This is a genomic window from Geomonas diazotrophica (assembly GCF_019063885.1).
Lineage (GTDB): Bacteria > Desulfobacterota > Desulfuromonadia > Geobacterales > Geobacteraceae > Geomonas > Geomonas diazotrophica.
In genome coordinates this window covers 3,708,385-3,728,876 of record NZ_CP077684.1, presented here as the reverse complement: position 1 = coordinate 3,728,876, position 20,492 = coordinate 3,708,385, and the positions used below count along the sequence as shown (strand labels likewise).

Annotated in this window: 25 protein-coding genes and 1 pseudogene; 22 read left to right on the top strand and 4 right to left on the bottom strand. The window is 62.4% G+C overall.

From position 1 onward, the window contains the following. Positions 1–68 precede the first annotated feature (68 nt). From KP003_RS16335 to rsmI, 15 genes and pseudogenes are all read left to right on the top strand, one after another. Entirely contained in the window at positions 69–332 is a 264-nt protein-coding gene (locus KP003_RS16335) for a putative Se/S carrier protein (RefSeq protein WP_216497667.1), read from the top strand. Further along, on the top strand, positions 329–922 hold the full coding sequence (gene yedF, locus KP003_RS16330; protein WP_217299907.1) for a sulfurtransferase-like selenium metabolism protein YedF: 594 nt from the start codon (positions 329–331) through the stop codon (positions 920–922). Before KP003_RS16335 ends, yedF begins: the two co-directional genes overlap by 4 nt. A 151-nt stretch (positions 923–1,073) precedes the next feature. Beyond that, the gene (gene ffh, locus KP003_RS16325) at positions 1,074–2,435 is read left to right on the top strand and encodes a signal recognition particle protein (protein ID WP_216497669.1); all 1,362 of its coding nucleotides are present in this window, start codon (positions 1,074–1,076) and stop codon (positions 2,433–2,435) included. Positions 2,436–2,542: 107 nt separating this feature from the next. Then, positions 2,543–2,809 carry a 30S ribosomal protein S16 gene (gene rpsP / locus KP003_RS16320; protein WP_135869506.1) on the top strand — a complete coding sequence of 89 codons (267 nt, stop codon included), beginning with the start codon at positions 2,543–2,545 and terminating at the stop codon, positions 2,807–2,809. 51 nt (positions 2,810–2,860) lie between these two features. Further along, a complete protein-coding gene (locus KP003_RS16315) occupies positions 2,861–3,091 on the top strand; it encodes a KH domain-containing protein (RefSeq protein ID WP_216497670.1) in 231 nt (76 codons plus the stop codon). A 3-nt stretch (positions 3,092–3,094) separates the two neighbouring features. After that, the gene (rimM, locus tag KP003_RS16310) at positions 3,095–3,613 is read left to right on the top strand and encodes a ribosome maturation factor RimM (RefSeq protein WP_217299906.1); all 519 of its coding nucleotides are present in this window, start codon (positions 3,095–3,097) and stop codon (positions 3,611–3,613) included. Then, positions 3,610–4,326 (top strand): annotated as a pseudogene (trmD, locus tag KP003_RS16305) (tRNA (guanosine(37)-N1)-methyltransferase TrmD); the annotation flags it as partial. The gene rimM and the pseudogene trmD, both read left to right, overlap by 4 nt. A 137-nt stretch (positions 4,327–4,463) precedes the next feature. Continuing rightward, positions 4,464–5,033 carry an RNA methyltransferase gene (locus tag KP003_RS16300; protein ID WP_217299904.1) on the top strand — a complete coding sequence of 190 codons (570 nt, stop codon included), beginning with the start codon at positions 4,464–4,466 and terminating at the stop codon, positions 5,031–5,033. Positions 5,034–5,128: 95 nt separating this feature from the next. After that, positions 5,129–5,485, top strand: a complete 357-nt coding sequence (gene rplS, locus KP003_RS16295) for a 50S ribosomal protein L19 (RefSeq protein ID WP_129124523.1) — start codon at positions 5,129–5,131, stop codon at positions 5,483–5,485. A gap of 204 nt (positions 5,486–5,689) precedes the next feature. After that, positions 5,690–6,382: a ribonuclease HII gene (gene rnhB, locus KP003_RS16290; protein ID WP_216497674.1), complete on the top strand. Its 693-nt coding sequence runs from the start codon at positions 5,690–5,692 to the stop codon at positions 6,380–6,382. 97 nt (positions 6,383–6,479) lie between these two features. Beyond that, a complete protein-coding gene (locus KP003_RS16285) occupies positions 6,480–6,857 on the top strand; it encodes a YraN family protein (protein ID WP_216497675.1) in 378 nt (125 codons plus the stop codon). 270 nt (positions 6,858–7,127) lie between these two features. Further along, on the top strand, positions 7,128–7,568 hold the full coding sequence (locus tag KP003_RS16280; RefSeq protein ID WP_216497676.1) for a DUF4149 domain-containing protein: 441 nt from the start codon (positions 7,128–7,130) through the stop codon (positions 7,566–7,568). Between the two features lie 138 nt (positions 7,569–7,706). Further along, a complete protein-coding gene (locus tag KP003_RS16275) occupies positions 7,707–8,558 on the top strand; it encodes a nitrilase-related carbon-nitrogen hydrolase (RefSeq protein ID WP_216789210.1) in 852 nt (283 codons plus the stop codon). Further along, positions 8,558–9,379 (top strand): NAD+ synthase, encoded by an 822-nt coding sequence (locus KP003_RS16270; protein WP_216789208.1) that lies wholly within the window; start codon positions 8,558–8,560, stop codon positions 9,377–9,379. Before KP003_RS16275 ends, KP003_RS16270 begins: the two co-directional genes overlap by 1 nt. 97 nt (positions 9,380–9,476) lie before the next feature. Continuing rightward, the gene (rsmI, locus tag KP003_RS16265) at positions 9,477–10,307 is read left to right on the top strand and encodes a 16S rRNA (cytidine(1402)-2'-O)-methyltransferase (RefSeq protein ID WP_217299903.1); all 831 of its coding nucleotides are present in this window, start codon (positions 9,477–9,479) and stop codon (positions 10,305–10,307) included. A gap of 203 nt (positions 10,308–10,510) precedes the next feature. Here rsmI and KP003_RS16260 read toward each other — a convergent pair whose 3' ends face one another. Genes KP003_RS16260 through KP003_RS16250 form a run of 3 tightly spaced genes read right to left on the bottom strand, consistent with a single transcriptional unit; the run spans position 10,511 to position 13,530 of the window. Beyond that, on the bottom strand, positions 10,511–10,846 hold the full coding sequence (locus tag KP003_RS16260) for a tRNA-binding protein (RefSeq protein ID WP_217299902.1): 336 nt from the start codon (positions 10,844–10,846) through the stop codon (positions 10,511–10,513). A 1-nt stretch (position 10,847) separates the two neighbouring features. Next, the gene (gene ltaE, locus KP003_RS16255) at positions 10,848–11,867 is read right to left on the bottom strand and encodes a low-specificity L-threonine aldolase (RefSeq protein ID WP_217299901.1); all 1,020 of its coding nucleotides are present in this window, start codon (positions 11,865–11,867) and stop codon (positions 10,848–10,850) included. 58 nt (positions 11,868–11,925) lie between these two features. Further along, complete coding sequence (locus KP003_RS16250; protein ID WP_217299900.1) at positions 11,926–13,530, bottom strand: glucose-6-phosphate isomerase; 1,605 nt, start codon at positions 13,528–13,530, stop codon at positions 11,926–11,928. A gap of 367 nt (positions 13,531–13,897) precedes the next feature. On the opposite strand from KP003_RS16250, the gene KP003_RS16245 reads away from it, so the two are divergent. The 7 genes from KP003_RS16245 to KP003_RS16215 all read left to right on the top strand — a co-directional run bounded on the left by KP003_RS16245 (position 13,898) and on the right by KP003_RS16215 (position 19,524). After that, entirely contained in the window at positions 13,898–14,368 is a 471-nt protein-coding gene (locus KP003_RS16245) for a hypothetical protein (RefSeq protein ID WP_217299899.1), read from the top strand. Positions 14,369–14,626: 258 nt separating this feature from the next. After that, positions 14,627–15,595: a polyprenyl synthetase family protein gene (locus tag KP003_RS16240; protein WP_216497684.1), complete on the top strand. Its 969-nt coding sequence runs from the start codon at positions 14,627–14,629 to the stop codon at positions 15,593–15,595. A 246-nt stretch (positions 15,596–15,841) separates the two neighbouring features. Next, positions 15,842–16,102, top strand: a complete 261-nt coding sequence (locus KP003_RS16235) for a hypothetical protein (protein ID WP_239027563.1) — start codon at positions 15,842–15,844, stop codon at positions 16,100–16,102. A 348-nt stretch (positions 16,103–16,450) separates the two neighbouring features. Continuing rightward, positions 16,451–17,812 carry a sigma-54-dependent transcriptional regulator gene (locus KP003_RS16230; protein WP_216497685.1) on the top strand — a complete coding sequence of 454 codons (1,362 nt, stop codon included), beginning with the start codon at positions 16,451–16,453 and terminating at the stop codon, positions 17,810–17,812. Next, on the top strand, positions 17,812–18,327 hold the full coding sequence (locus KP003_RS16225) for a TlpA disulfide reductase family protein (protein WP_216497686.1): 516 nt from the start codon (positions 17,812–17,814) through the stop codon (positions 18,325–18,327). The genes KP003_RS16230 and KP003_RS16225 overlap by 1 nt, the downstream gene beginning before the upstream one ends. A gap of 57 nt (positions 18,328–18,384) precedes the next feature. After that, positions 18,385–19,101: a cytochrome c biogenesis CcdA family protein gene (locus KP003_RS16220; RefSeq protein ID WP_216497687.1), complete on the top strand. Its 717-nt coding sequence runs from the start codon at positions 18,385–18,387 to the stop codon at positions 19,099–19,101. Between the two features lie 18 nt (positions 19,102–19,119). Then, positions 19,120–19,524, top strand: coding sequence for a VOC family protein (locus KP003_RS16215; protein ID WP_216497688.1), 405 nt, complete (start codon positions 19,120–19,122; stop codon positions 19,522–19,524). A gap of 4 nt (positions 19,525–19,528) precedes the next feature. Here the strand turns inward: KP003_RS16215 and KP003_RS16210 are convergent, their stop codons facing one another. Further along, positions 19,529–20,422, bottom strand: coding sequence for a choice-of-anchor Z repeating domain-containing protein (locus KP003_RS16210; RefSeq protein WP_216497689.1), 894 nt, complete (start codon positions 20,420–20,422; stop codon positions 19,529–19,531). Between the last annotated feature and the right edge of the window lie 70 nt (positions 20,423–20,492).

Here is a 20,492-nt window from a genome sequence, read left to right as displayed (position 1 = left end):
ATGGGTTTGACCTCTCTTTGTCAATGTGCTTCTATGGCGTTGCTTTGCACTCAGTATAAGGAGTTGTTGTGATAAAAGACGGAGACTTCGTGGCCATCTTCAATTCCATCCACCGCGTGATGGAGGCGGAGCGGCTGCTCAAGGATAAACAACTCAAGATCCTGCTCATTCCGGCGCCGCGTGCGCTCGCGGCCGACTGCGGTCTGGCGATCCGGTACGCCGAGGACGTGCGGGGCGAGGTTGAAGGGACGCTTGCCGCCGCGGGGCTCTTGCCACGCGACCTGTACAGAAAAAACGGAGACAGCTTCGAGAAGATAGGAGAAGAGCAATGAACAACCTTGACGTGAGGGGGATGGCCTGCCCGCTGCCGGTCGTGCAGGTGAAGAGGGCGCTCGAGGCGGCACAGGGCGCGGAACTGCGCGTGCTGCTCGATGACGGCGCGCCGCGCGAGAACGTGAAGCGTTTCGCCCAGGGGCGCGGCTACCGGGTGCAGGAAGAGCAGCTCGAAGACGGCTTCGCCTTCACCATTACCGGCCCCGGCACCCCGACTGCACGCGAAGCGGCTCCCGCTGCTGCCGTTGCCGCAGGCCCGACGGTGATGCTGATCGGCTCGGACCGTATGGGGGACGGCCCCGAGGATCTGGGACGCCTCTTGATGAAGAACTTCATCATGACGCTTCTGGACCTGAGCGAACTGCCGGACCGGATCTTCTTCGTCAATACCGGCGTGCTGCTCGCAGTCGAGGGGTCCGAGGTGGTCGAGACGCTGAACGAGCTGGGCAACCGCGGCGTCGAGGTGCTCTCCTGCGGCATCTGCCTCGACTTCTTCAAGAAGAAGGAATCGCTCGCCGCCGGCGGGGTGACCAACATGTTCACCATCGCGGAAACCATGCTCAACGCACGCTCGGTCCTGCGGCCGTAACTGACGTTGTCACCGATAATTTCGCTTGACAATTTGCGACTATATCCACTAAAGTGACTCTCTTGCCGCGGGATACCTGTGCGCTTTTGCCGGGCCGTGCGGTTTTTTCTGGAAAATAAATACGTCATTTCGACGACTTATAGGTTTATAGATGTTCGCGACTCTTTCCGATAAACTCGACCTGGTCTTCAAGAAGCTCCGCGGGCAGGGGGTGATGACCGAGGACAACGTCAAGGATGCGTTGCGCGAGGTTCGTCTTGCGCTGCTCGAAGCCGACGTAAATTTCAAGGTCGTCAAGGATTTTGTCGAAAAGGTGCGCACGCGTGCCGTCGGCACCGAGGTGCTGCAGAGCCTCGCCCCCGGGCAGCAGGTGATCAAGATCGTCCACGACGAGCTGGTGCTCCTCATGGGCGGCAGCGAGGACAACTCGCTCGATCTTGCGGCCAAGCCGCCGGTGGCGATCATGCTGGTCGGCCTCCAGGGCGCCGGTAAGACCACCTCTTGCGGCAAGCTGGCCAAGTACCTCAAGGCGCAGCGGAAGAAGCCGCTCCTCGTCCCGGCCGACGTGTACCGCCCGGCCGCGATCGAGCAGTTGAAGGTGCTCGGCCGCCAGCTCGACATCGAGGTGTTCAACTCGCTGGCGAGCCAGAAGCCTTTGGACATCTGCCGCGAGGCGCACCGCTACGCGACCCTGAACGGTTTCGACGTCATCATCTACGATACCGCCGGCCGCCACCAGATCGATGATTACCTGATGGAGGAGCTGGAAGGTATCCGCGACGAGCTCGCCCCGCGCGAGACCCTGTTCGTCGCCGACGCCATGACCGGCCAGGAAGCGGTCAACGTGGCGCAGGGGTTCAACGACCGTCTCGGCATCACCGGTGTCATCCTGACCAAGTTGGACGGCGACGCCAAAGGCGGCGCGGCGCTTTCCATCAAGGCGGTTACCGGGAAACCTGTTAAATTTGTAGGCTTGGGCGAGAAGCTTGACGCGCTGGACGTGTTCCACGCCGACCGCCTGGTCTCCCGCATCCTCGGCATGGGCGACGTCCTCACCCTGATCGAGAAGGCGCAGGCCACCTTCGACGAGAAGGAAGCCGAGCGTCTGCAGCAGAAGATGAAGAAGAGCGGTCAGTTCGACCTCGAAGACTTCAGAAGCCAGCTGCAGCAGATCAAGAAGATGGGCTCGCTCGAATCGATCATGAACCTGATCCCCGGCATGGGGAAGGCGATGAAGCAGATGCAGGGCGCCCAGCCTTCCGAGAAGGAGCTGAAACGGATCGAGGCGATCATCGACTCCATGACTCTCAAGGAGCGCGCCAACCACACCATCATCAACGGTAGCCGCCGCTTGAGGATCGCCAAGGGTAGCGGCACCAGCATACAGGAAGTGAACCAGCTCCTGAAGCGCTTCACGGAAGCTCAGAAGGTCGTCAAACAGTTGCAGAAAATGGGCCCCAAGGGATTGATGAAAGGAATGAAAGGCATGGGTAAAGGGATGCTCCCCTTTTAGGCCGCTTGCCTTTGACTATTGCACCAACTCAGATACAGTTACCAGAATCGTAAACACAATACACGCAATGGCGGATCCCAAGGATCCGAGAATACCAGGAGGAAGAAATGGCAATAAAGATCAGACTTGCACGTGCGGGCGCTAAGAAGAAACCCTTTTACCAGGTAGTGGTTGCTGACTGCCGTAGCCGCAGGGACGGACGCTTCATCGAGAACGTCGGCACCTACGACCCGAACAAGAACCCGGCGGTTTACAACCTGGAAGAAGGGAAGACTCTGGAGTGGCTCGGCAAGGGCGCTCAGCCGACCGACACGGTCAAGCAGATCCTGAAGAAGACCGGCATCTGGGAGAAGTTCGTCGCCCCTGCCGCTTAATATCTCTTAGTACCGGCCAGCCGGATATCCCACACTACAGAGGATAGCGACATGAAAGAGCTTGTTGAGACCATCGCCAGGGCACTTGTAGACGATCCGAACCAGGTGAGAGCAACCGAGGAGTTGGAAGAAGAAACCAACGTAATCAAGCTGACCGTCGCAAAAGAGGATATGGGACGTATCATAGGCAAGGAAGGTCGCACAGCTAAAGCGATCCGCACTTTGCTCAACGCTGTCTCCACAAAGGACAACAAGAAAGCCATCCTTAAGATTGTAGAGTGATAGATGTCCGGTAGTAACAAAGTATTGATTGGCAAGATCCAGGGTACGCACGGGATCAGGGGACAGTTGCGGGTCATTCCCTTTGCGGGGGATGCCTCGAGTATCTCGCAGCTAAAGAGCGTTTTCATCACGTCTCCGAAAGGGGTCATGGAGGAATTCTCCGTGGTCTCCGCCAAGCCCAACGGCAAACGGGTCATCCTGACCCTGAAGCCGTTTGACAACATCAACCAGGTGCTGCACCTGGTCGGCAGCGAGATCTACGCCGACCGGGTGGCGCTCCCGAAACTCCCCGATGACGAGTTCTACTGGTCCGACCTCCTGGGGCTCCAGGTTGTTACGTCGGATGGGGAAGAGCTGGGAGAGCTGGTCGACATCATCGAAACCGGCAGCAACGACGTCTACGTGGTCAAACACGACGGGCGCGAGGTACTCATCCCCGCACTCGAGGACGTCGTATTGTCTGTTGACCTGGCAGCAGGTCGCATGACGGTCTCTCTTCCCGAGGGGCTGCTCGATCTATGAAATTCGACATCCTGACCCTGTTCCCGGCTATGTTCGAGGGACCGCTAACCGAGAGCATCCTGAAGCGCGCTAGCGACAAGGGGCTCATCGAGATCGGCCTGCACAACATCCGCGACTGGGCCTTGGACAAGCACGCCACCGCCGATGACTCCCCTTACGGTGGGGGCGCCGGGATGGTGATGAAGGTCGAGCCGCTCTCGGGCGCCATCGAGGCGGTCAAGGAAAAGCGGCCGGGTTCTAAGGTGATCCTCACCACACCGGGGGGGCGCCCTTTCACCCACCAGGTGGCGCAGGAGCTTTCCCGCGAGGAAGGGCTCATCATCATCTGCGGCCGCTACGAAGGGGTCGACGAGCGGGTGCGCACCCTGTTCGTGGATGACGAGATCTCCCTGGGGGATTTCGTGTTGACCGGCGGGGAGATCGCCGCCATGGTGATCGTCGACGCTGTGTCCCGGTTGGTGCCGGGAGTGCTGGGGCACGAAGAGTCGGCCCAGTACGATTCGTTTGCAGACGGGCTTTTGGAGTACCCGCAGTACACCAGGCCTCCCGAATTCAGGGGCGAGAAGGTTCCCGACATCCTCCTTTCCGGCAACCATGCCGAAATCGCCAAGTGGCGCAGGAAGGAGCAGATCAGGAGAACGCTCGCCTCCCGTCCCGAGCTCCTCGACGGGATCGAGTGGAGCAAGCAGGACAAGAAACTTCTGAAAGAGCTGGGGCTGGACCCCCACGTGAAGGCGAAGCCGGCGAAATTGTCCGCCGACGAGTCCACCGAAACTTCAGTGAAGGTGGAAGCCTTGGCGAAGGCGGACCTGTCCACCGAAGCTTTAGCGAAGGCGGAAGGCGGAAGCGCATGACCTCGGCAGCTAACTTCAGCCTGGCGCTGATCCACTTCCCGGTGTACGACAAGCACAAGGACGTGGTTGCGACCTCGGTAACCAACCTGGACATCCACGACATGGCGCGGTTGACGCGGACCTTCGGTCTGGCCCGCTACTACATCGTGACCCCGGTCGTGGAGCAGATCAAGCTCGTTGAGAAGGTGCGGGAGCACTGGCTCACCGGCTGGGGTTCCACCTACAACCCCAAGCGGAAGATGGCGCTTGAGACGCTGCAGTGTGAAGAGTCGCTGGAGTCGACCATCGCGGACATCGAGAGCCGTACCGGACGCAGGCCCAAGGTGGTCGTGACCGGCGCCTCAGGCAGACCCAACAGCGTGACGTTCGCAGAGCTGAAGGGGCTCGTCGACGCCGATCCCGAGCAGCCCTACCTGCTGCTTCTGGGAACCGGTTGGGGGCTCATCGAGCAGGTGTTCAACAAGAGCGATCTGGTGCTGGAGCCGATCAAGGGAGCGGGTGATTACAACCACCTCTCGGTACGCTCCGCGGCATCGATCATGCTGGACAGGCTTTTCGGGCGCTAGGCGCCAAATGGATAGATTGGTAGTCGAGTAACGCAGGTCAACTGTCAGTATTAAGTCTTATGGCTAGAGGTTCCAGATAAGGGAGGAAGTACCAAATGAACAAGATTGACATGATTGAAATGGCACAGATGAAGAAGAACATCCCGGTTTTCGTTCCGGGCGACACCATCAAGGTGCAGGTTAAGATCGTCGAGGGTGACAAGAGCCGTATCCAGGCTTTCCAGGGCGTGTGCCTTGGCCGTCAGAACGGCGGCATTCGTGAGTCCTTCACCGTGAGGAAGATCTCCAACGGCGTCGGCGTGGAGAGGGTGTTCCCGCTGCACTCCCCGTCCATCGAGGCGATCGAGGTGGTGACCCGCGGCCAGGTCCGTCGTGCGAAGCTGTACTACCTGCGCAAGCTGCGCGGCAAGGCTTCCAGGATCAAGGAAAGAAAATACGTCGCCGGCCAGTAACAGGCTCGCAGTCGAAAAAGCCCCGGTCCGGCGACCGGGGCTTTTTTTGTTCAACCCGAAAGCGCAAAACCGTCAGCCACGGACAAAATCTGAGAAAATCGGAGAGACGCGAAAGACGTTAGGGGTGACCCAAAAGCTTCGCTTCTGTTTGGGTTTCTCAGAAGTTCTCAGATTTTCTCCGTGGCCAATGGTTCAGGTTTTACCATGACCGGTCTTTTCCCCGACAACCCGGATGCTCCCATCGACATGCTGGCACTGGAAGGGCAGGTGCTGCGGCGCGGCTACGCTCGCATCGCCGGCGTGGACGAGGCCGGGCGCGGTCCTCTGGCGGGTCCGGTGGTCGCTGCCGCAGTCATCCTCCCCACGGGCATGCTTCTCCCCGGGGTGAACGACTCGAAGCAACTCACCGAGGAGAAACGGGAAGAGCTCTTCGACGTCATCTACCGCGAGGCCCTGGCTGTGGGCGTCGGCATCGGGGATCATGCCCTGGTGGACCGCATCAACATCCTCCAGGCCACGCTCTCCGCGATGGGCGACGCCGTGCGTGCCCTGAGCGTCGCCCCCGACTTCCTCCTCATCGACGGCATCTCCAGCGTTCCCATGAACATCCCGCAGCGCACGGTGAAAAAGGGGGACTCTTTGAGCCTTTCCATCGCCGCCGCTTCCATCATCGCCAAGGTCACCCGGGATCGCATGATGGTGCAGTACGACGCCCAGTTTCCCGGTTACGGCTTCGCCAGCCACAAGGGGTACGGCGCCGCCTCGCACCTCGCCGCCATCGCGGAACTGGGGCCCTGCCCGATCCACCGCAAGAGCTTCAGCGGCGTCAAGGAACACTGCCCCGCCGAGCCGGGTGCAGCCCCCTGCGAGCCTTCTACCGGACTTTTCTCCTTCTAGCCTGACTATTTTCCAGCCTTCGCTATCAGGTCACTGTACTTGCTGTTACACTGTTGTCTTGTTCACCGGGCGGCACTATCACTGCGGGGGGGCGGCTATGCCAGTCAACAAAAGCAACGGTTCTGTCGGCGGCACCGGCGAATCCATCGCAGCCACCTACCTGAAAGGGCAGGGTTTCAAGATAGTCGAGTGCAACTTCCGCTGTCCCTGCGGGGAGATCGATATCGTCGCCCGTGACGGACGCACCATCGTCTTCATCGAGGTGAAGTGCCGCAAGAACGACAATTACGGGCCGCCTCAGCTCGCGGTGACGCCCTTCAAGCAGCGTCAGATTTCCAAGGCGGCGCTGGTCTGGCTCTCCAGGAAGAAGCTCTACGATGCCGAGGCGCGCTTCGACGTGGTCGCCATCGTGCTGCACGACCACGACCTGCCGGACATCGACCATATCCGTAACGCCTTCGATCTCGCCTACTAGAGCGGGTGCAGATTCCTTCTCATTCCCTATTCCCGGGAGAGAATCCCCTCTCCCCCCGGGAGAGGGTGGCCGCAGGCCGGGTAAGGGGGACGCCACGAAGGGACATTTTGCCTATTGCAGCGCCCTCACCCCGACCCTCTCCCAGGGGAAGAGGGAGGAGATCCCTGAGCATCCCCGCTCATCCCGGGAGAGGGAGAAGCCATCGCTACCGCACTGTAGGGGCGAATAATCATTCGCCCTGCTTAAAAGAACCACCAAGGAGGAACGTACATGCAGGTTGTTGCAGCGATCTACCGTCTGGCCATCTCCCTCTGGCTCGGAGGGGCCGCCCTCTTCACCTTCGTGCTCACACCGATCCTGTTCCGCTCCGAGAGCCGGGACGTTGCAGCTCGCATTGTGGGGCTCTTTTTCCCCGGCTACTTCCGCTGGGGTGTCGCCTGCGGCGTCATCGCTATCATCTGCCGCGTGGTCATGGCTGGCAAGGGTACGGTCCTCGCGGCGGCCATCATCGCCGTCATGCTGACGCTCTCCTCGATTCAGGCCTTCTACATCGAGCCGAAAGCCGCCGAGATCAAGAAGCAGATCCCTTCATTCGAAACGACCCCGAAGGAAGATCCCATGCGCCGCCAGTTCTCCAAACTGCACGGTGTCTCCGCCGTCTGCAACCTCTCGGTGATCGCCGGCGGGGTCGTCCTCGTCATACTGCTCTAGCCGCTGTCCTCGCTTACCGTCACTTCCCCACTGGAGGGGGAGGGGCGGGGAGGGGGTACGCCAACTCTCATGAAGCATTCAGGTTTACAAAGCCTCTTTCGCTGTGCTAGTAATGAGAAAAAAATTGCGGAGAAGCTCATGGATTTTACCGTTGCCCTGGCCCAGATAAAGCCTAAGCTGGGCTGCCTGGACGACAACATGGCCCTCGCCGAGGCCGCCATCGAGAAGGGTATCGCCGCCGGCGCCGACCTGGTCGTATTCCCCGAGTTGGCCCTCACCGGCTATTTCCTGAAGGACCTGGTGCCCGAAGTCGCGCTGCGCCTGGACTCCCCCCAGATGGAGAAGCTGAAGAAACTTTCCGAGCGCATCTCGATAGCCATCGGCTTCGTCGAGGTGTCGGCCGATTTCCGTTTCTTCAACTCTGCGGTCTACCTTGAGGGGGGCGAGATCCGCCACGTGCACCGCAAGGTCTATCTGCCGACCTATGGCCTCTTCGACGAGCAGCGCTACATGGCCCGCGGGGAACGCTTCCGCGCCTTCGACACCCGCTTTGGCCGCATCGGGATGCTGATCTGCGAGGACATGTGGCACCTCTCCGCCCCCTACATCCTGGCGATGGACGGCGCCATGACCCTGATCTGCCTCTCCTCCAGCCCCGGCCGCGGGGTGACCGAGTCAGAGGGGCTGGGCTCCGCTGCCGCATGGCAGAAACTGACCACCACGACCGCCATGTTCCTCAACTGCCGGGTCTTCTACTGCAACCGCGTCGGCTACGAGGACGGCATCAACTTCTGGGGGGGCTCCGAGGCGATCTCTCCCTCCGGCGAGATGACCGACCGGGGCGCGATCCTCGAGGAGGACTTCGTGCTGGCCAAGGTGGATGGCGGCGCCCTCAGGCGCGAGCGGATCTTCTCCCCGATGATGCGGGACGAGAACCTGGCCATCACCGTGAAAGAGTTAAAACGCATCGACAGGGAGAAAGGCTGCTAATGGGCGGGTTGACTGTAAATACGAAGCTGTTGCGCCAGATCCTGGTCGGGTTCGTGCGCGACGAGGTGTACAAGGTCGGCGTGCGCAAGGGGGTGCTCGGACTCTCCGGCGGGATCGACTCCGCGCTGGTCGCCTACATCGCGGCCGAGGCGCTCGGGCCCGAGAACGTGCATGCCTACTGCATGCCGTACCGGACCAGCAACCCAGAGAGCGAGGCCCACGCCAGGCTGGTTGCCGAGAGCCTGGGGATCAACTTCAAGGTCATCGAGATCACCCCGATGATCGACGCGTACTTCACCCTGACCCCGGATGCCGACAACATGCGGCGCGGCAACAAGATGGCCCGCGAGCGCATGACCATCCTGTACGACCATTCCGCGGCCGTCGGCGGGCTCGTGCTCGGGACCAGCAACAAGACCGAACTGCTTCTTGGGTACGGCACGCTGCACGGCGACATGGCGAGCGCGCTGAACCCGATCGGGGACATCTACAAGAGCCAGGTCTGGGCGCTTTCCGAGGCGATGGGGGTGCCGCGCGAGGTGATCGAGAAGAAGCCCTCCGCCGACCTCTGGGCCGGGCAGACCGACGAGCAGGAGTTGGGCTTCACCTACCGGGAGGCCGACGAGCTCCTGTACCGGATGGTGGACCAGCGCATGAGCCGGGAGGAGCTGGTGGCCGCCGGTTTCGACGCGCAGTTCATCGACAACGTGCACAAGAAGGTGCAGGGGTCGCACTTCAAGCGCCGTCTCCCCATCATCGCCAAGGTCTCCAACCGCACCATCGATCGTGACTTCCGCTACGCGCGGGATTGGGGGAAATAGAACCTGTTCTACGTTCTACGTTCTATGTTCTACGTAAACCCGAGAGGCTTTAAACACAGAACATAGAACGTAGAACATAGAACGGCTTCTTGCCGTTATGCCCGGAACTCTTTACATAGTAGCCACGCCGATCGGCAACCTCGAGGACATCACGCTGCGCGCCTTGCGCATCCTCAAGGAGGTCGACCTGGTCGCCGCCGAGGACACGCGCCACTCGCGCAAGCTCCTCACCCACTTCGGCATCTCCAAGCCGCTCACCTCCTATTTCGACCACAACAAGGAACTGAAGGGGGACCAGATCCTGGACCGGCTGCGCGAGGGGTCAAGCGTCGCCCTAATCACGGACGCGGGCACTCCCTGCATCTCCGACCCCGGCTACCAGCTCGTGCGCGACGCGGTGGCCGGCGGCATCTCCGTGGTTCCCATTCCCGGCGCTTGCGCCGCCATCACCGCACTCTCCGCCTCGGGCCTTCCCACCGACCACTTCAGCTTCGCCGGCTTCCTCCCTAACAAGCAGGGGAAGAGGCGCGAGAGGCTGCAGGCACTCGCTGGGGAGCGGGCCGTGCTGATCTTCTACGAATCCCCCAAGCGCCTGCTGGCGACCCTCGAGGATATGCTGGCGACGCTCGGCGACCGCGAGGTGGTGGTGGCGCGGGAGCTGACCAAGATGTTCGAGGAGTTTCTGCGCGGCACCCTCTCGGGGCTCATCGAAGAGGTGCGCGGGCGGGAGGTCCGGGGCGAGGTCGCCATACTGGTGACCCCCGCGCAGGAGCCGGAGTCGAATGATGGCCCGGGGATGGAGGAGTTGCTGCAAAAGTACCTGGCGTCGGACGAGATGTCCCTGAAGGATGCGGTGAAGCGGGTGACTCTGGAAACCGGGCTCCACAAGAGCGCGGTCTACGCGGAGGCGCTGAGGATCAAGGGGTAGGTAGGATGAGCGGCAAGCCTTCCTCCCTCTCCCTCCGGGAGAGAGGCGGGGTGAGGGGCCTCTTTCTCTGCGGAGACGGCTCGGCCGAAACGGCATCTCCCTCACCCGGCCTTCGCCCCCCCTCTCCCGGTGGGCGAGGGTGCAAGGGGTGAACCTTAACAAACGAGATGGGGCGAACGGTGATTCGCCCCATCTTTTTTTTTCTAGCAGAGTCGGCTGCCGTTGGGGACCGGGCGCTCCGGGGCGGCGAGCACGATGTCGCCGTTATCGTCTGCAAACCCGGTGATGAGCACCTCGGAGAAGAAGCGCCCGATCTGCTTTCTGGGGAAGTTGCACACCCCGAGCACCTGCCTCCCCACCAGCTCCTCACGCGTGTAGTGCTTCGTGATCTGGGCGCTCGACCTTCTCACCCCGGCCTCGCCGAAATCGACCACCAGCTTGTAGGCGGGCTTTCTCGCCTCGGGGAATTCCTCCACCTCCAGCACGGTTCCCACCCTGATCTCCACCTGCTCGAAATCGTTCCAGCTTATCTCTGCCATGTCAGTTGCCCCTGCTCGCGAAGAAGCGTTTGAAGGCTGATACGGTGCGCTCCACGCCGGCACCATCCACGTCCAGGTGGGTGACCAGGCGGATCACCTCGCCTCCCCCGATCAGGATCCCCTCGGCGGCCAGGGCCTTGCAGATTTCAGGGGCGGTTCCCGCCGGAGGGGTGACGAAGAGAATGTTGGTGCGCGCCGGGGTCACCAGGAGCTCGTCGATGTGACCCAGCCCGCTGGAGAGGAGTGCCGCGTTCTCGTGGTCCTTTGCCAGCCGTTCCACGTTGTGCTGCAGGGCGTGGATGCCCGCTGCCGCCAGGATCCCCGCCTGCCTCATGCCTCCGCCGGCCACCTTGCGCCAGCGGTGTGCCCGCCCGATCAGCTCGGCGCTGCCGCAAAGGACGGAGCCGGCCGGCGCGCCGAGCCCCTTGGAAAGGCAGACCGACACGGAGTCGAAATGCCGGGCGATCTCCCCCACCTGGACCCCGAGATAGACCGCGGCGTTGAAGACGCGTGCGCCGTCCAGGTGCATGGCGAGCCCAAGTTCATTGGCCACGCCGGCCGCCTCCTCGAGGTAGGGGAGGGGGAGCACCCGTCCCCCCTGGGTGTTCTCCAGGCAAAGGAGTCGGGTCACGGCGTGGTGATGGTCCGCCGGCTTGACGGCGCGGCGCACCCGGTCCAGGCTCAGCGTCCCGTCTTCCTCGAAGTCCAGGGGCTGGGGCTGGATGCCGCCGAAGATGGCGCCCCCCCCACCTTCCCAGCGGTAGATGTGGGCGTCCTGCCCGGCGATGTACTCGTCGCCGCGCCCGCAGTGGGAAAGGAGCGCGGTCAGGTTGCTCATGGTGCCGCTGGGGACGAAGATAGCCTTCTCCTTGCCAAGGAGCTCGGCCGCCATCGCCTCCAGCCTGTTCACCGTCGGGTCCTCTCCGTAAACGTCGTCGCCCACCTCGGCGGCTGCCATCACGCGGCGCATGGCCTCCGACGGGCGTGTTACCGTGTCGCTTCTCAGGTCTACTGTCTTCATCTGCTCCTCTGCGTCTGGCTTATTGGAGGTCCACCGTTTTCCGCTCTGCGTTTCGGCGTTAGGGGGTGCGGGTATTTTCGGCGCGGAACCTGTTCTCCCAGACCTTGTCCCCGGGGGTGACGCCGACCCCGTGGGCGGGGTTGGCGGCCAGGTGCCGCAGGATGATGAACACGGTCTCGACTTCTTCCGGACGTGCCAGGGTCATGGCCATGTCCGTGCAGGTGAAGTCGCGGTTGGGCTGGCGCCGCAGCATCTCCAGGATCTCCCCCTGCAGCTTCAGCACGCTGCCGGCGGCCTTCTTGCCCGCCTCCACCCCCGGCTGGTGGTACGCGTTCACGTTGATGAGCGACGCGTACAGGCCGACTGCCCGCTCGTAGAGCGCGATCAGCGCGCCGACGGTCGCGGGAGAGATTTCGCGGACGGTGATAGTAACCGATTCGCGCTCCTTTTCATAGAGGGCAGACCTGGTTCCCTGGAAAAAGCCGGAGAGGTAGTCTCCCGAGGTGGCTCCCGGCTCGACCAGCATGGACGCCCCTTCCCGGTCCTTAAGTATCTCGATGAAGGTGACGAAGAAGTTGGGAACCCCTTCGCGCAGCTGCTGCACGTAGGCGTGCTGGTCGGTGGAGCCCTTGTTGCCGTAAACCGTGATTCCCTGCAGCACCCTGTTCCCGTCCCGGTCCAGTTCCTTGCCGAGCGACTCCATGATGAGCTGCTGCAGGTAGCGGGAAAAAAGGATCAGCCGGTCTTTGTAGGGGAGGAGCACCATGTCGCGCTTCCCCTTGCCGCTGGTGGCGTGGAACCAGGAAAGGGCGAGCAGCGCCGCGGGGTTCTCCCTCGTCACGCGGCTGCGGGTCGCCTGGTCGCAGCTCCTCGCACCGGCCAGGAGCTGGTCTATGTCGATCCCCTGCAGCGCTGCCGGGAGGAGGCCGACCGCCGAGGTCACCGAGGTGCGGCCGCCGACCCAGTCCCACATGGGGAGCATGCCCAGCCACCCCTCCTGCGAGGCGGTGCGGTCGAGCTCGCTGTCGCTGCCGGTCACGGCGACCGCGTGGCCCGCGAAATTAAGTCCGGCCTTCTCGAACGCCTGGCGCGCCTCAAGCATGCCGTTGCGGGTCTCCTTGGTGCCGCCGCTTTTGGAGATCACCACGGCCAGCGTCCGTGGGAGCCCCGTGCCGATCTCGGCCAGCACCTTGTCCATCCCGTCGGGATCGGTGTTGTCGAAGAAAAACACTTTCATGCGGTCCTTGGCCCCCCCGAGGCTGTCCGCCACGAACTGGGGGCCGAGGGCGGAGCCGCCGATCCCGACGATCAACAGGTTCTCGAAGCGGTGTCCGTCGGGAGCCGCGATGTTGCCCTGGTGCACGGAGGAGGCGAAGGCCTTCACCGAGGCGAGCGTGGCCTGGATCTCCTCGGCGAGTTCCGGTGTCGGCGCCAGTTCCGGCGCCCTGAGCCAGTAGTGCCCCACCATGCGCTGCTCGTCGGGGTTCGCCACCGCCCCCGCTTCCAGTTCGGCCATTTCCTCGAAGGCCTTCTGCAGGCGCGGTTCCATCTCCTCCAGATAGGAGTCGGGAAAGTTCATGCGGCTGGTATCGACGGTTAGGTCCAGTTCGGAATGGTGGTAGAGCCGGTTCTTGTAGCGCTCCCAAAGCTGCAGCTTTTGCATGTACCCTCCTGCTTTGATTAGGGTGTTGCCCGCTTCGTTCTCATGTGTGTCGGGGCATGATAACACAGATTAAATTTTATTCAAGTACGAGGGCGGGCGGCGCTTGGGGGGGGAGGGACCTCCCACGCGAGGTATTATATTGCACAGCCGGAGTGGTCGATGTGCAACATGTGAACAAGGTTTTCAGCAGAGCGCCGGGGCGGCCGTTGCCGCCTCGGGGGTGGAGTCGCGCAGAATCCGGCACTTGGCGCACCAAGGCGTCGGCCCGCGGAATTGGTACGGCAGTTGAATCGGAAAGGGTGCCATCAAGAAGAACAGGGAGCGCGGTCCGGGCTCCTGATTCGATACCGCGACTGGGAGGTGGGACATGGTTAGCAATCATAGAGGGGCCTGTACGGCGGGAGACGGGTTCGGCGCGATGGAGGTGGTGCTGGTCAAACGGCAACAGCCTTCTGACGCGCAACGTGTCGCCGTGGTGTTGACCGTGGCCTACGATCCGGATGTCTGGCGGCTGGTGAACGAGGATATGGACGAGATCGCATCCAACTTGATGAGGGTGAGAAACATGAACAAGGACAGCAAAATGCACGTCGACGAGAGCGCACAGCTCTTCCAGAGAAGCCTGCAACCGTTTTTCGCCCTGATCTCGGCGACCTCGAAGGAGCACGTCATGGACAAACTCTCGGTCTCACTCAGGAAGGCGCTGCTGCTCATGGCCATGGAGCGCTACGGCTGTAACCGGGAGAAAATGTGCCGGGCCTTGGGGTTGACCAAGGCGAAACTCGAAAAGGAAATGAAGCTCTGCGGCCTGGTGAACCAGGAACAGCGCGCAGCCTGAACGAAGGGGCGGGACCGTCCCGGTCCCGCCCTTTCTTCGCCGTCTCCGCACCTCCCTCCCCGCCCGTTTTCCCTGCTTCCGCCTCATCTTTGCAGACGAAATGCCTTGAATAATGAATACGGATTTGTTAGAGTGCTGCGTCGTTTCCCATTAAAATTTCCAGCCCGGCTGGTGCAAAAAAACGGCGCGATTTCGTGCCGTTAATATTTTCTAAGTGTAAGACAGCCCTAGTGCGAGTCGCAGAACCGAGGCCTTATTATGGATGCAGCGCTTGCCCTGATCGGGGAAGATCTCAAAAACGTGGAACTGCAGTTCAAGAAGGATCTGCAGTCGGATGTCCCGCTCATTCGCAAGGTGGGCGAGTACGTGCTTTCCAGCGGCGGGAAGAGGATACGCCCGGCGCTGGTGCTTCTGGCGGCCAAGCTCTGTGGCTACCAGGGGAGCCGCAGCGTGCCGCTTGCCAGCGTGGTGGAATTCATCCACACCGCCACCCTTTTGCATGACGACGTTGTGGACAACGCCAACCTGCGCCGCGGCCTGGCCTCCGCCAACACCCTCTGGGGGAACGAAGCCTCGGTTCTCGTCGGCGACTTCCTCTTCTCCAAGTCCTTCTCGCTCATGGTGACCGACGGCGACTTGGGCATCCTCAAGGTACTCGCCGACGCCACCACCATGATCGCGGAAGGGGAAGTGCTGCAACTGGTCTGCACCAGTGACCTGGAGATCACCGTGGAGCGCTACATCGAAGTGGTGCGCAGCAAGACCGCCATCCTGCTGTCGGCGGCCTGTGAGGTCGGCGCCATCCTCGGCGGCGTTGATCCGGAACTCAGGCAGGCGGTTGCGGACTACGGCATGGACCTCGGCATCGCCTTCCAGCTCATGGACGACACCCTGGACTACACCGCCAGCGAGGAGCAGTTCGGCAAGAGCATCGGGCATGACCTCGAGGAGGGGAAGATCACGCTGCCCTTGATCCATACCCTGAAGCAGTGCAGCGAGGCGGAGCGCGATTTCATCGCTTCGGTCGTGGAGAAGGACCTGCTCTCGGACGAGGACTTCGGCCAGGTGCTGGCCTTGGTGCAACGCTACGGCGGCATCGAGCACACCGTCGCCTCGGCCGGGGAGCATGTCGCCCTTTGCAAGAAGCACCTGGAGAAATTCCCGGCCTCGGTCGCCAGGGAGGCCCTTGCCGACCTTGCCGACTACGTGGTTACCCGGGTCAAATAACCGCCCCGGGATCCCTTCCCGCCATTTAGCGGCTTTGACGCCAAAATTTCGGGAAAAAGCAGACTCTACTCCTTTTCTCCTATCCTTAATGAGCGCCAGTTATTCGGCGCTCATTTGTTTTCTTCAAGAAGGATGGGGCTTTCCGCATTTCCTATCCCGTTACGCCCGGGCTTCCCTCCCCTTGGTGCATTTCTTGCTGTTAGATCCATGTCTTCATATTTAGTGTTATGGGTTCCGGGGGGAGATGTGGACGAAGAAATGCTGTTGCACTCGTCTGAACTGGAAGTGAACGGAGAGCTTTTTAGCATAAACATCTTCTGCAGCGCCGCCGGGCGCTTCTTCGCCAAGACCTGCCTGGGCGAGGACGATTTCATCATCACCGACGGCCCCTCGCTGCCGGAGACGCTGAAACGGCACGAAGACCTGCTGCCTCTGGCCGTCGGCACCCGGGAACTGACCCAAAGCTACTTCGGCGGGCCCCGCAGACCCCGGGGGCGTCGCACCTAGCGTACACGGTTCCGTGGCGCAGACCCCGCCCGGCGCCGATGCCGGGCCAATTGTGGCACCGCCCGGTTCCAGCGGCGCCAGCCGTCCCCTTTTTCCCTCGATTTCCCCTCCCGCTTCCTTTCTTGCTTCCCTCTGGCACCATCAGCTCTTCTCATGTGGGGCCCGCTGCTAATCCGCAATCGGCTGCCTCCGCGACCCGCATCGCTCGCGCCTTCGGTCTTCGCCGCCCGGCAGAGCCGGGTGCCGCGAGATTGGGCTCATTATAAAAAGGGTTGCCCTCGTTCGGTAAATCGGTTAAAAATTTACCTGTCTCCTTATACGACCCCTTTCGTCCTCATCCGGGAAACCATGCCCCCAAAGATACTGATCATAGATGACGACAGCTCGCTCAGACGCGTGCTCGAGTACAACCTGCAGCAGGAAGGGTACGACGTCTACACCGCCGCCGACGGCTCGACGGGTCTGCAGCTTTTCGAGGAGAAGTCCCCCCAACTTGTGATCACCGACCTGAAGATGCCGGGGATCACCGGGTTCGAGGTCCTCTCCACGGTCAAGGAGCGTGCCCCCTCGACCGTGGTCATCGTCCTGACCGCCTTCGGCGCCATCGACACCGCCGTCGAGGCGATGAAGCTCGGTGCCTTTCATTACCTCACCAAGCCCTTCAACAGGGAAGAACTGAAGGTCACCGTGCTGAAGGGGCTCCAGTTGCAGGGGCTCTCCGAAGAGAACCGCCTGCTCAAGGAGGAGCTTTCCGGCCGCACCGAATTCAAGAGCATCGTGGGCACCTCCCGCGCCATGGAGGGGGTTTTTTCCGTGGTGCGCAAGGTGGCGGATACCGAAGCGACCGTCCTGATCACCGGGGAATCCGGGACCGGCAAGGAACTGGTGGCGCGGGCGATCCATTCCGGCAGTTCCCGCCGGGCCGCTCCCTTCGTGGCGGTCAATTGCGCCGCCATACCGAGGGATCTCCTCGAGAGCGAACTCTTCGGCCACGTCAAGGGCGCCTTCACCGGCGCCATCCGTGACAAGGAAGGGAAGTTCCAGCTCGCAGACGGCGGCACCATCTTCCTGGACGAGGTGGGGGATCTCCCCCTCGAATTGCAGCCGAAGCTGTTGCGGGTCTTGCAGGAGCGGGTGGTCGAACCGGTGGGGGGGACCTCGCTGCAGAAGATCGATCTCAGGGTGGTGGCGGCTACCAACGCCGACCTCGAGCGCTGGATCGCGGAAGGGAAGTTCCGCGAGGACCTCTACTACCGGCTCTCGGTGATCCCGGTCCAGCTCCCGCCGCTGCGCGAAAGGGTGGAGGACGTGCCGCTTTTGATCCGCTATTTCTGCGGCAAGTTCGGCGCCGAAGCGGTGACGTTCTCGAAGGAGGCGCTGCAGAGGCTGCAGGAGTATGCCTGGCCGGGAAACGTGCGCGAGCTGGAGAACACGGTGGAGCGCCTGCTCATCATGCGCGAGGGGGACCAGATCGGGGTGGACGAACTCCCCGCCAAGATCGCGGCCGCGGCACCTGCTCCCGAGGGGGGGGTGCTCAGGCTCCCCGCCGGCGGTTATTCGCTGGAACAGCTCGAGATGGAGGTGGTCCTGGAGGCGCTCAACCGCTGCGACTGGAACCAGACCGCCGCGGCGCGCTTCCTGCGCATCCCGCGCCACACCCTGATCTACAGGATGGAAAAGTACAATATCTCGCAACCGGGGAGGAAATGATGAAACGTTTGATCGCAGCCTTGCTGCTGATAGCTGCGCTGGCCGCCGCGGGGTGCGCAAAGAAAGCAGCCGAGGCACCTGCCGTGGAGGGAAATCCCGCCCCGGATTTCACCCTGAAGGACCTCTCCGGTAAGCCGGTGCAGCTCTCCACCCTGAAGGGTAAACTGGTGCTGGTCAACTTCTGGGCCACCTGGTGCCCCCCCTGCCGCGAGGAGATCCCGTCCATGGTGAAGCTAAACCAGGCGATGCAGGGCAAGAACTTCCAGATGCTGGCGGTTTCCATCGATGAGGGGGGCAAGACCGCCGTCGAGGATTTCTTCAAGCGCGGCGGCGTCACGCTCCCCGCCCTGCTCGACACCGACGGCCAGGTCGCCAGGCGCTACGGCACCACCGGCGTCCCCGAGACCTTCGTGGTCGATCCCAAGGGGGTGATCAGGAAGAAGGTGGTGGGGGGGCTGGACTGGAGCCATCCCGAGGTGATGCAGGCCCTGCAGCAGCTGATGGCCGACAAGTGATACCGTAATCGCCCCTGAAGTCGCTGGGGCGCAACCGCTAAACGCCAGGAGGAAAGTATGGAAACGAACAACATCAGCATGATCGGCGCTTTCGTGGCGGGGCTGCTGTCGTTTCTCTCCCCTTGCGTGCTGCCGCTCATCCCCTCCTACATCACCTACATCACCGGGCTTTCCTTCGCCGACCTGAACGCCGAACACCCAAGCCACAAGGTGCGGCAGCAGACCATCATCCACTCCCTGCTCTTCATCGCCGGCTTCACCTGCGTCTTCGTCCTCCTGGGCGCCTCGGCCACCCTGGTCGGGGATTTCCTGCACGAGCACAAGACGGCCATCCGGCGCGTGGGGGGGATACTGATCGTCATCTTCGGTATCCACGTCTCGGGACTGTTCGACATCACCATGCTGCTCGGGGAGAAGAAGCTGACCCTGCATCGCAAGCCGGCGGGCTACCTGGGGAGTTTCGTGGTGGGGGTGGTCTTCGCCGCCGGCTGGACCCCCTGCATCGGACCGATCCTCGCCACCATCCTGGCCGTCGCCGCCACGGAAGGGCGCGGGGTCTGGCTCCTTTTGTCCTACTCGATGGGGCTCGCCATACCGTTCTTCATCGCCTCCCTCGCGCTGCACCAGTTCCTGCTCTTCTTCCGCCGCTTCAAGCGGCATATACGGCTTTTCGAGATCATCACCGGAGGGTTCATGGTCGTGGTGGGGATCCTGATCTTCACCAACTCGATGGTGCTGATCAGCAGGTACACCAGCGCCTGGTTCGGCGAGTAGGTACGTCGGGGGGAGTCCGTGGAGGAGATCGCGCTCACCATCCAGCTCTGCGTGTCCGACCTCGGGACCACCGAGGCCTTTTATGCGGGGATTCTCGGGCTGCCGCTGCAGCGCCCGGTCACCGTGCTGGGGGCGCCGGAGCACCTGCTCCTGGAGACCGAGTTGTGTCAGGTCATCTTCGTGGAGGATGCGGCGGTGGGGCAGCTGCACCCCATACTGCAGGCGCGCCTGGAGGGTTTCCCGCGCGGGGTGGGTATGACGCTGCACCTCGTGGTCGAGGGGATCGAGGAGATCTACCAGGAGCTTCTGGAAGAGGACCTGGAGATTCTCTACCCCCTGGAGCGCAAGCCCTACGGCACGTGGGAGCTCTGGTGCTTCGATCCCGACGGCTACCTCGTGGTGCTCGAGGAGCCGGTCGACTAGCGGGTCAGGGGGCGCTGATGGTGAAGAGGGCGCTTTCCTCGCCGTTTTGGTTCACCACCTGCAGGGTGATCTCCTTAAGGGTCGGGTCGTAGGGGAACCTCAGGTAGGTGATCTGGTTGCAACCGCCGTACACGAGCTGCTCCCTCTCGCCCACCAGCTGTTTCCCTGTGGCGAGCCTCTTGCCGTCCACGACCAGCACCGAATTCTGCTGGAAGTTCCTCCCGCTCACGATCAATTCGTAGTAGTTCACGAATTCCCTCCCCACTGACACGTTCGCTATCTCGGGTTTTGCGTCGATGAAGAGCGCCAGCGCCGTGGAGAGGGCATCGGCCGGGTTTCTCACCTGGACCTGGTGCATCCCCGCGGGGAGCGTCGGTGTGGTGAAGGCGAGCATGACCGGGGAGATGAAGCGGGTGGTGACCACGGCGCCGTCCAGTATGACGCGGGTGCCGTTTCTGAAGTTGGCCCCGTTGACCAGCACCTCGCGTTCCCTGCCGGTGGCGCAGCTGGTGACCGTGTCGGGGATGAGGGAGGAGACGACCGGCTTCTGCGCCTGCAGCACGAAGTTGAAGGGGCGGGTGGTGGCGCCGTCCTCCCGTTTCAGGAACAGGGCGTAGGCGCCCGGGGGGAGCTCGGGGATTTCGAAGGTCATGATGCGCCCCCCCACCGCCTGGGCCGGGATCTCGCGGCTCCCGAGCACGACGCGGGTGGCGGAGGTGAACCCGGTACCGTTCAGGGTCACCGTCGTTCCCGGCTCGCCCTGGGCGGGGAGGATGCTCAGTACGCCCAGCGGTGCCTGCCGGCCGGAGTCAGCCGCCGGGGGGGGTGTCTGCTGGGCGGGCGCCACTGCGGCGCAGAGCAGAAGAAGCAGCAAGGTTATGGCGAAGTTGCGGGGCATGGGACTCCCTCCCGAGAAGCTTCATGTGATATCGGCAGCCTGAAGGCCGGGAGCCATTTTCGGCCCTGGC

Coding starts and splice junctions, on each gene's coding strand:
- yedF (WP_217299907.1), top strand. CDS start 329: ATGAACAACCTTGACGTGAGGGGGATGGCCTGCCCGCTGCCGGTCGTG.
- ffh (WP_216497669.1), top strand. CDS start 1,074: ATGTTCGCGACTCTTTCCGATAAACTCGACCTGGTCTTCAAGAAGCTC.
- rpsP (WP_135869506.1), top strand. CDS start 2,543: ATGGCAATAAAGATCAGACTTGCACGTGCGGGCGCTAAGAAGAAACCC.
- KP003_RS16315 (WP_216497670.1), top strand. CDS start 2,861: ATGAAAGAGCTTGTTGAGACCATCGCCAGGGCACTTGTAGACGATCCG.
- rimM (WP_217299906.1), top strand. CDS start 3,095: ATGTCCGGTAGTAACAAAGTATTGATTGGCAAGATCCAGGGTACGCAC.
- KP003_RS16300 (WP_217299904.1), top strand. CDS start 4,464: ATGACCTCGGCAGCTAACTTCAGCCTGGCGCTGATCCACTTCCCGGTG.
- rplS (WP_129124523.1), top strand. CDS start 5,129: ATGAACAAGATTGACATGATTGAAATGGCACAGATGAAGAAGAACATC.
- rnhB (WP_216497674.1), top strand. CDS start 5,690: ATGACCGGTCTTTTCCCCGACAACCCGGATGCTCCCATCGACATGCTG.
- KP003_RS16285 (WP_216497675.1), top strand. CDS start 6,480: ATGCCAGTCAACAAAAGCAACGGTTCTGTCGGCGGCACCGGCGAATCC.
- KP003_RS16280 (WP_216497676.1), top strand. CDS start 7,128: ATGCAGGTTGTTGCAGCGATCTACCGTCTGGCCATCTCCCTCTGGCTC.
- KP003_RS16275 (WP_216789210.1), top strand. CDS start 7,707: ATGGATTTTACCGTTGCCCTGGCCCAGATAAAGCCTAAGCTGGGCTGC.
- KP003_RS16270 (WP_216789208.1), top strand. CDS start 8,558: ATGGGCGGGTTGACTGTAAATACGAAGCTGTTGCGCCAGATCCTGGTC.
- rsmI (WP_217299903.1), top strand. CDS start 9,477: ATGCCCGGAACTCTTTACATAGTAGCCACGCCGATCGGCAACCTCGAG.
- KP003_RS16260 (WP_217299902.1), bottom strand. CDS start 10,846: ATGGCAGAGATAAGCTGGAACGATTTCGAGCAGGTGGAGATCAGGGTG.
- ltaE (WP_217299901.1), bottom strand. CDS start 11,867: ATGAAGACAGTAGACCTGAGAAGCGACACGGTAACACGCCCGTCGGAG.
- KP003_RS16250 (WP_217299900.1), bottom strand. CDS start 13,530: ATGCAAAAGCTGCAGCTTTGGGAGCGCTACAAGAACCGGCTCTACCAC.
- KP003_RS16245 (WP_217299899.1), top strand. CDS start 13,898: ATGGTTAGCAATCATAGAGGGGCCTGTACGGCGGGAGACGGGTTCGGC.
- KP003_RS16240 (WP_216497684.1), top strand. CDS start 14,627: ATGGATGCAGCGCTTGCCCTGATCGGGGAAGATCTCAAAAACGTGGAA.
- KP003_RS16230 (WP_216497685.1), top strand. CDS start 16,451: ATGCCCCCAAAGATACTGATCATAGATGACGACAGCTCGCTCAGACGC.
- KP003_RS16225 (WP_216497686.1), top strand. CDS start 17,812: ATGAAACGTTTGATCGCAGCCTTGCTGCTGATAGCTGCGCTGGCCGCC.
- KP003_RS16220 (WP_216497687.1), top strand. CDS start 18,385: ATGGAAACGAACAACATCAGCATGATCGGCGCTTTCGTGGCGGGGCTG.
- KP003_RS16210 (WP_216497689.1), bottom strand. CDS start 20,422: ATGCCCCGCAACTTCGCCATAACCTTGCTGCTTCTTCTGCTCTGCGCC.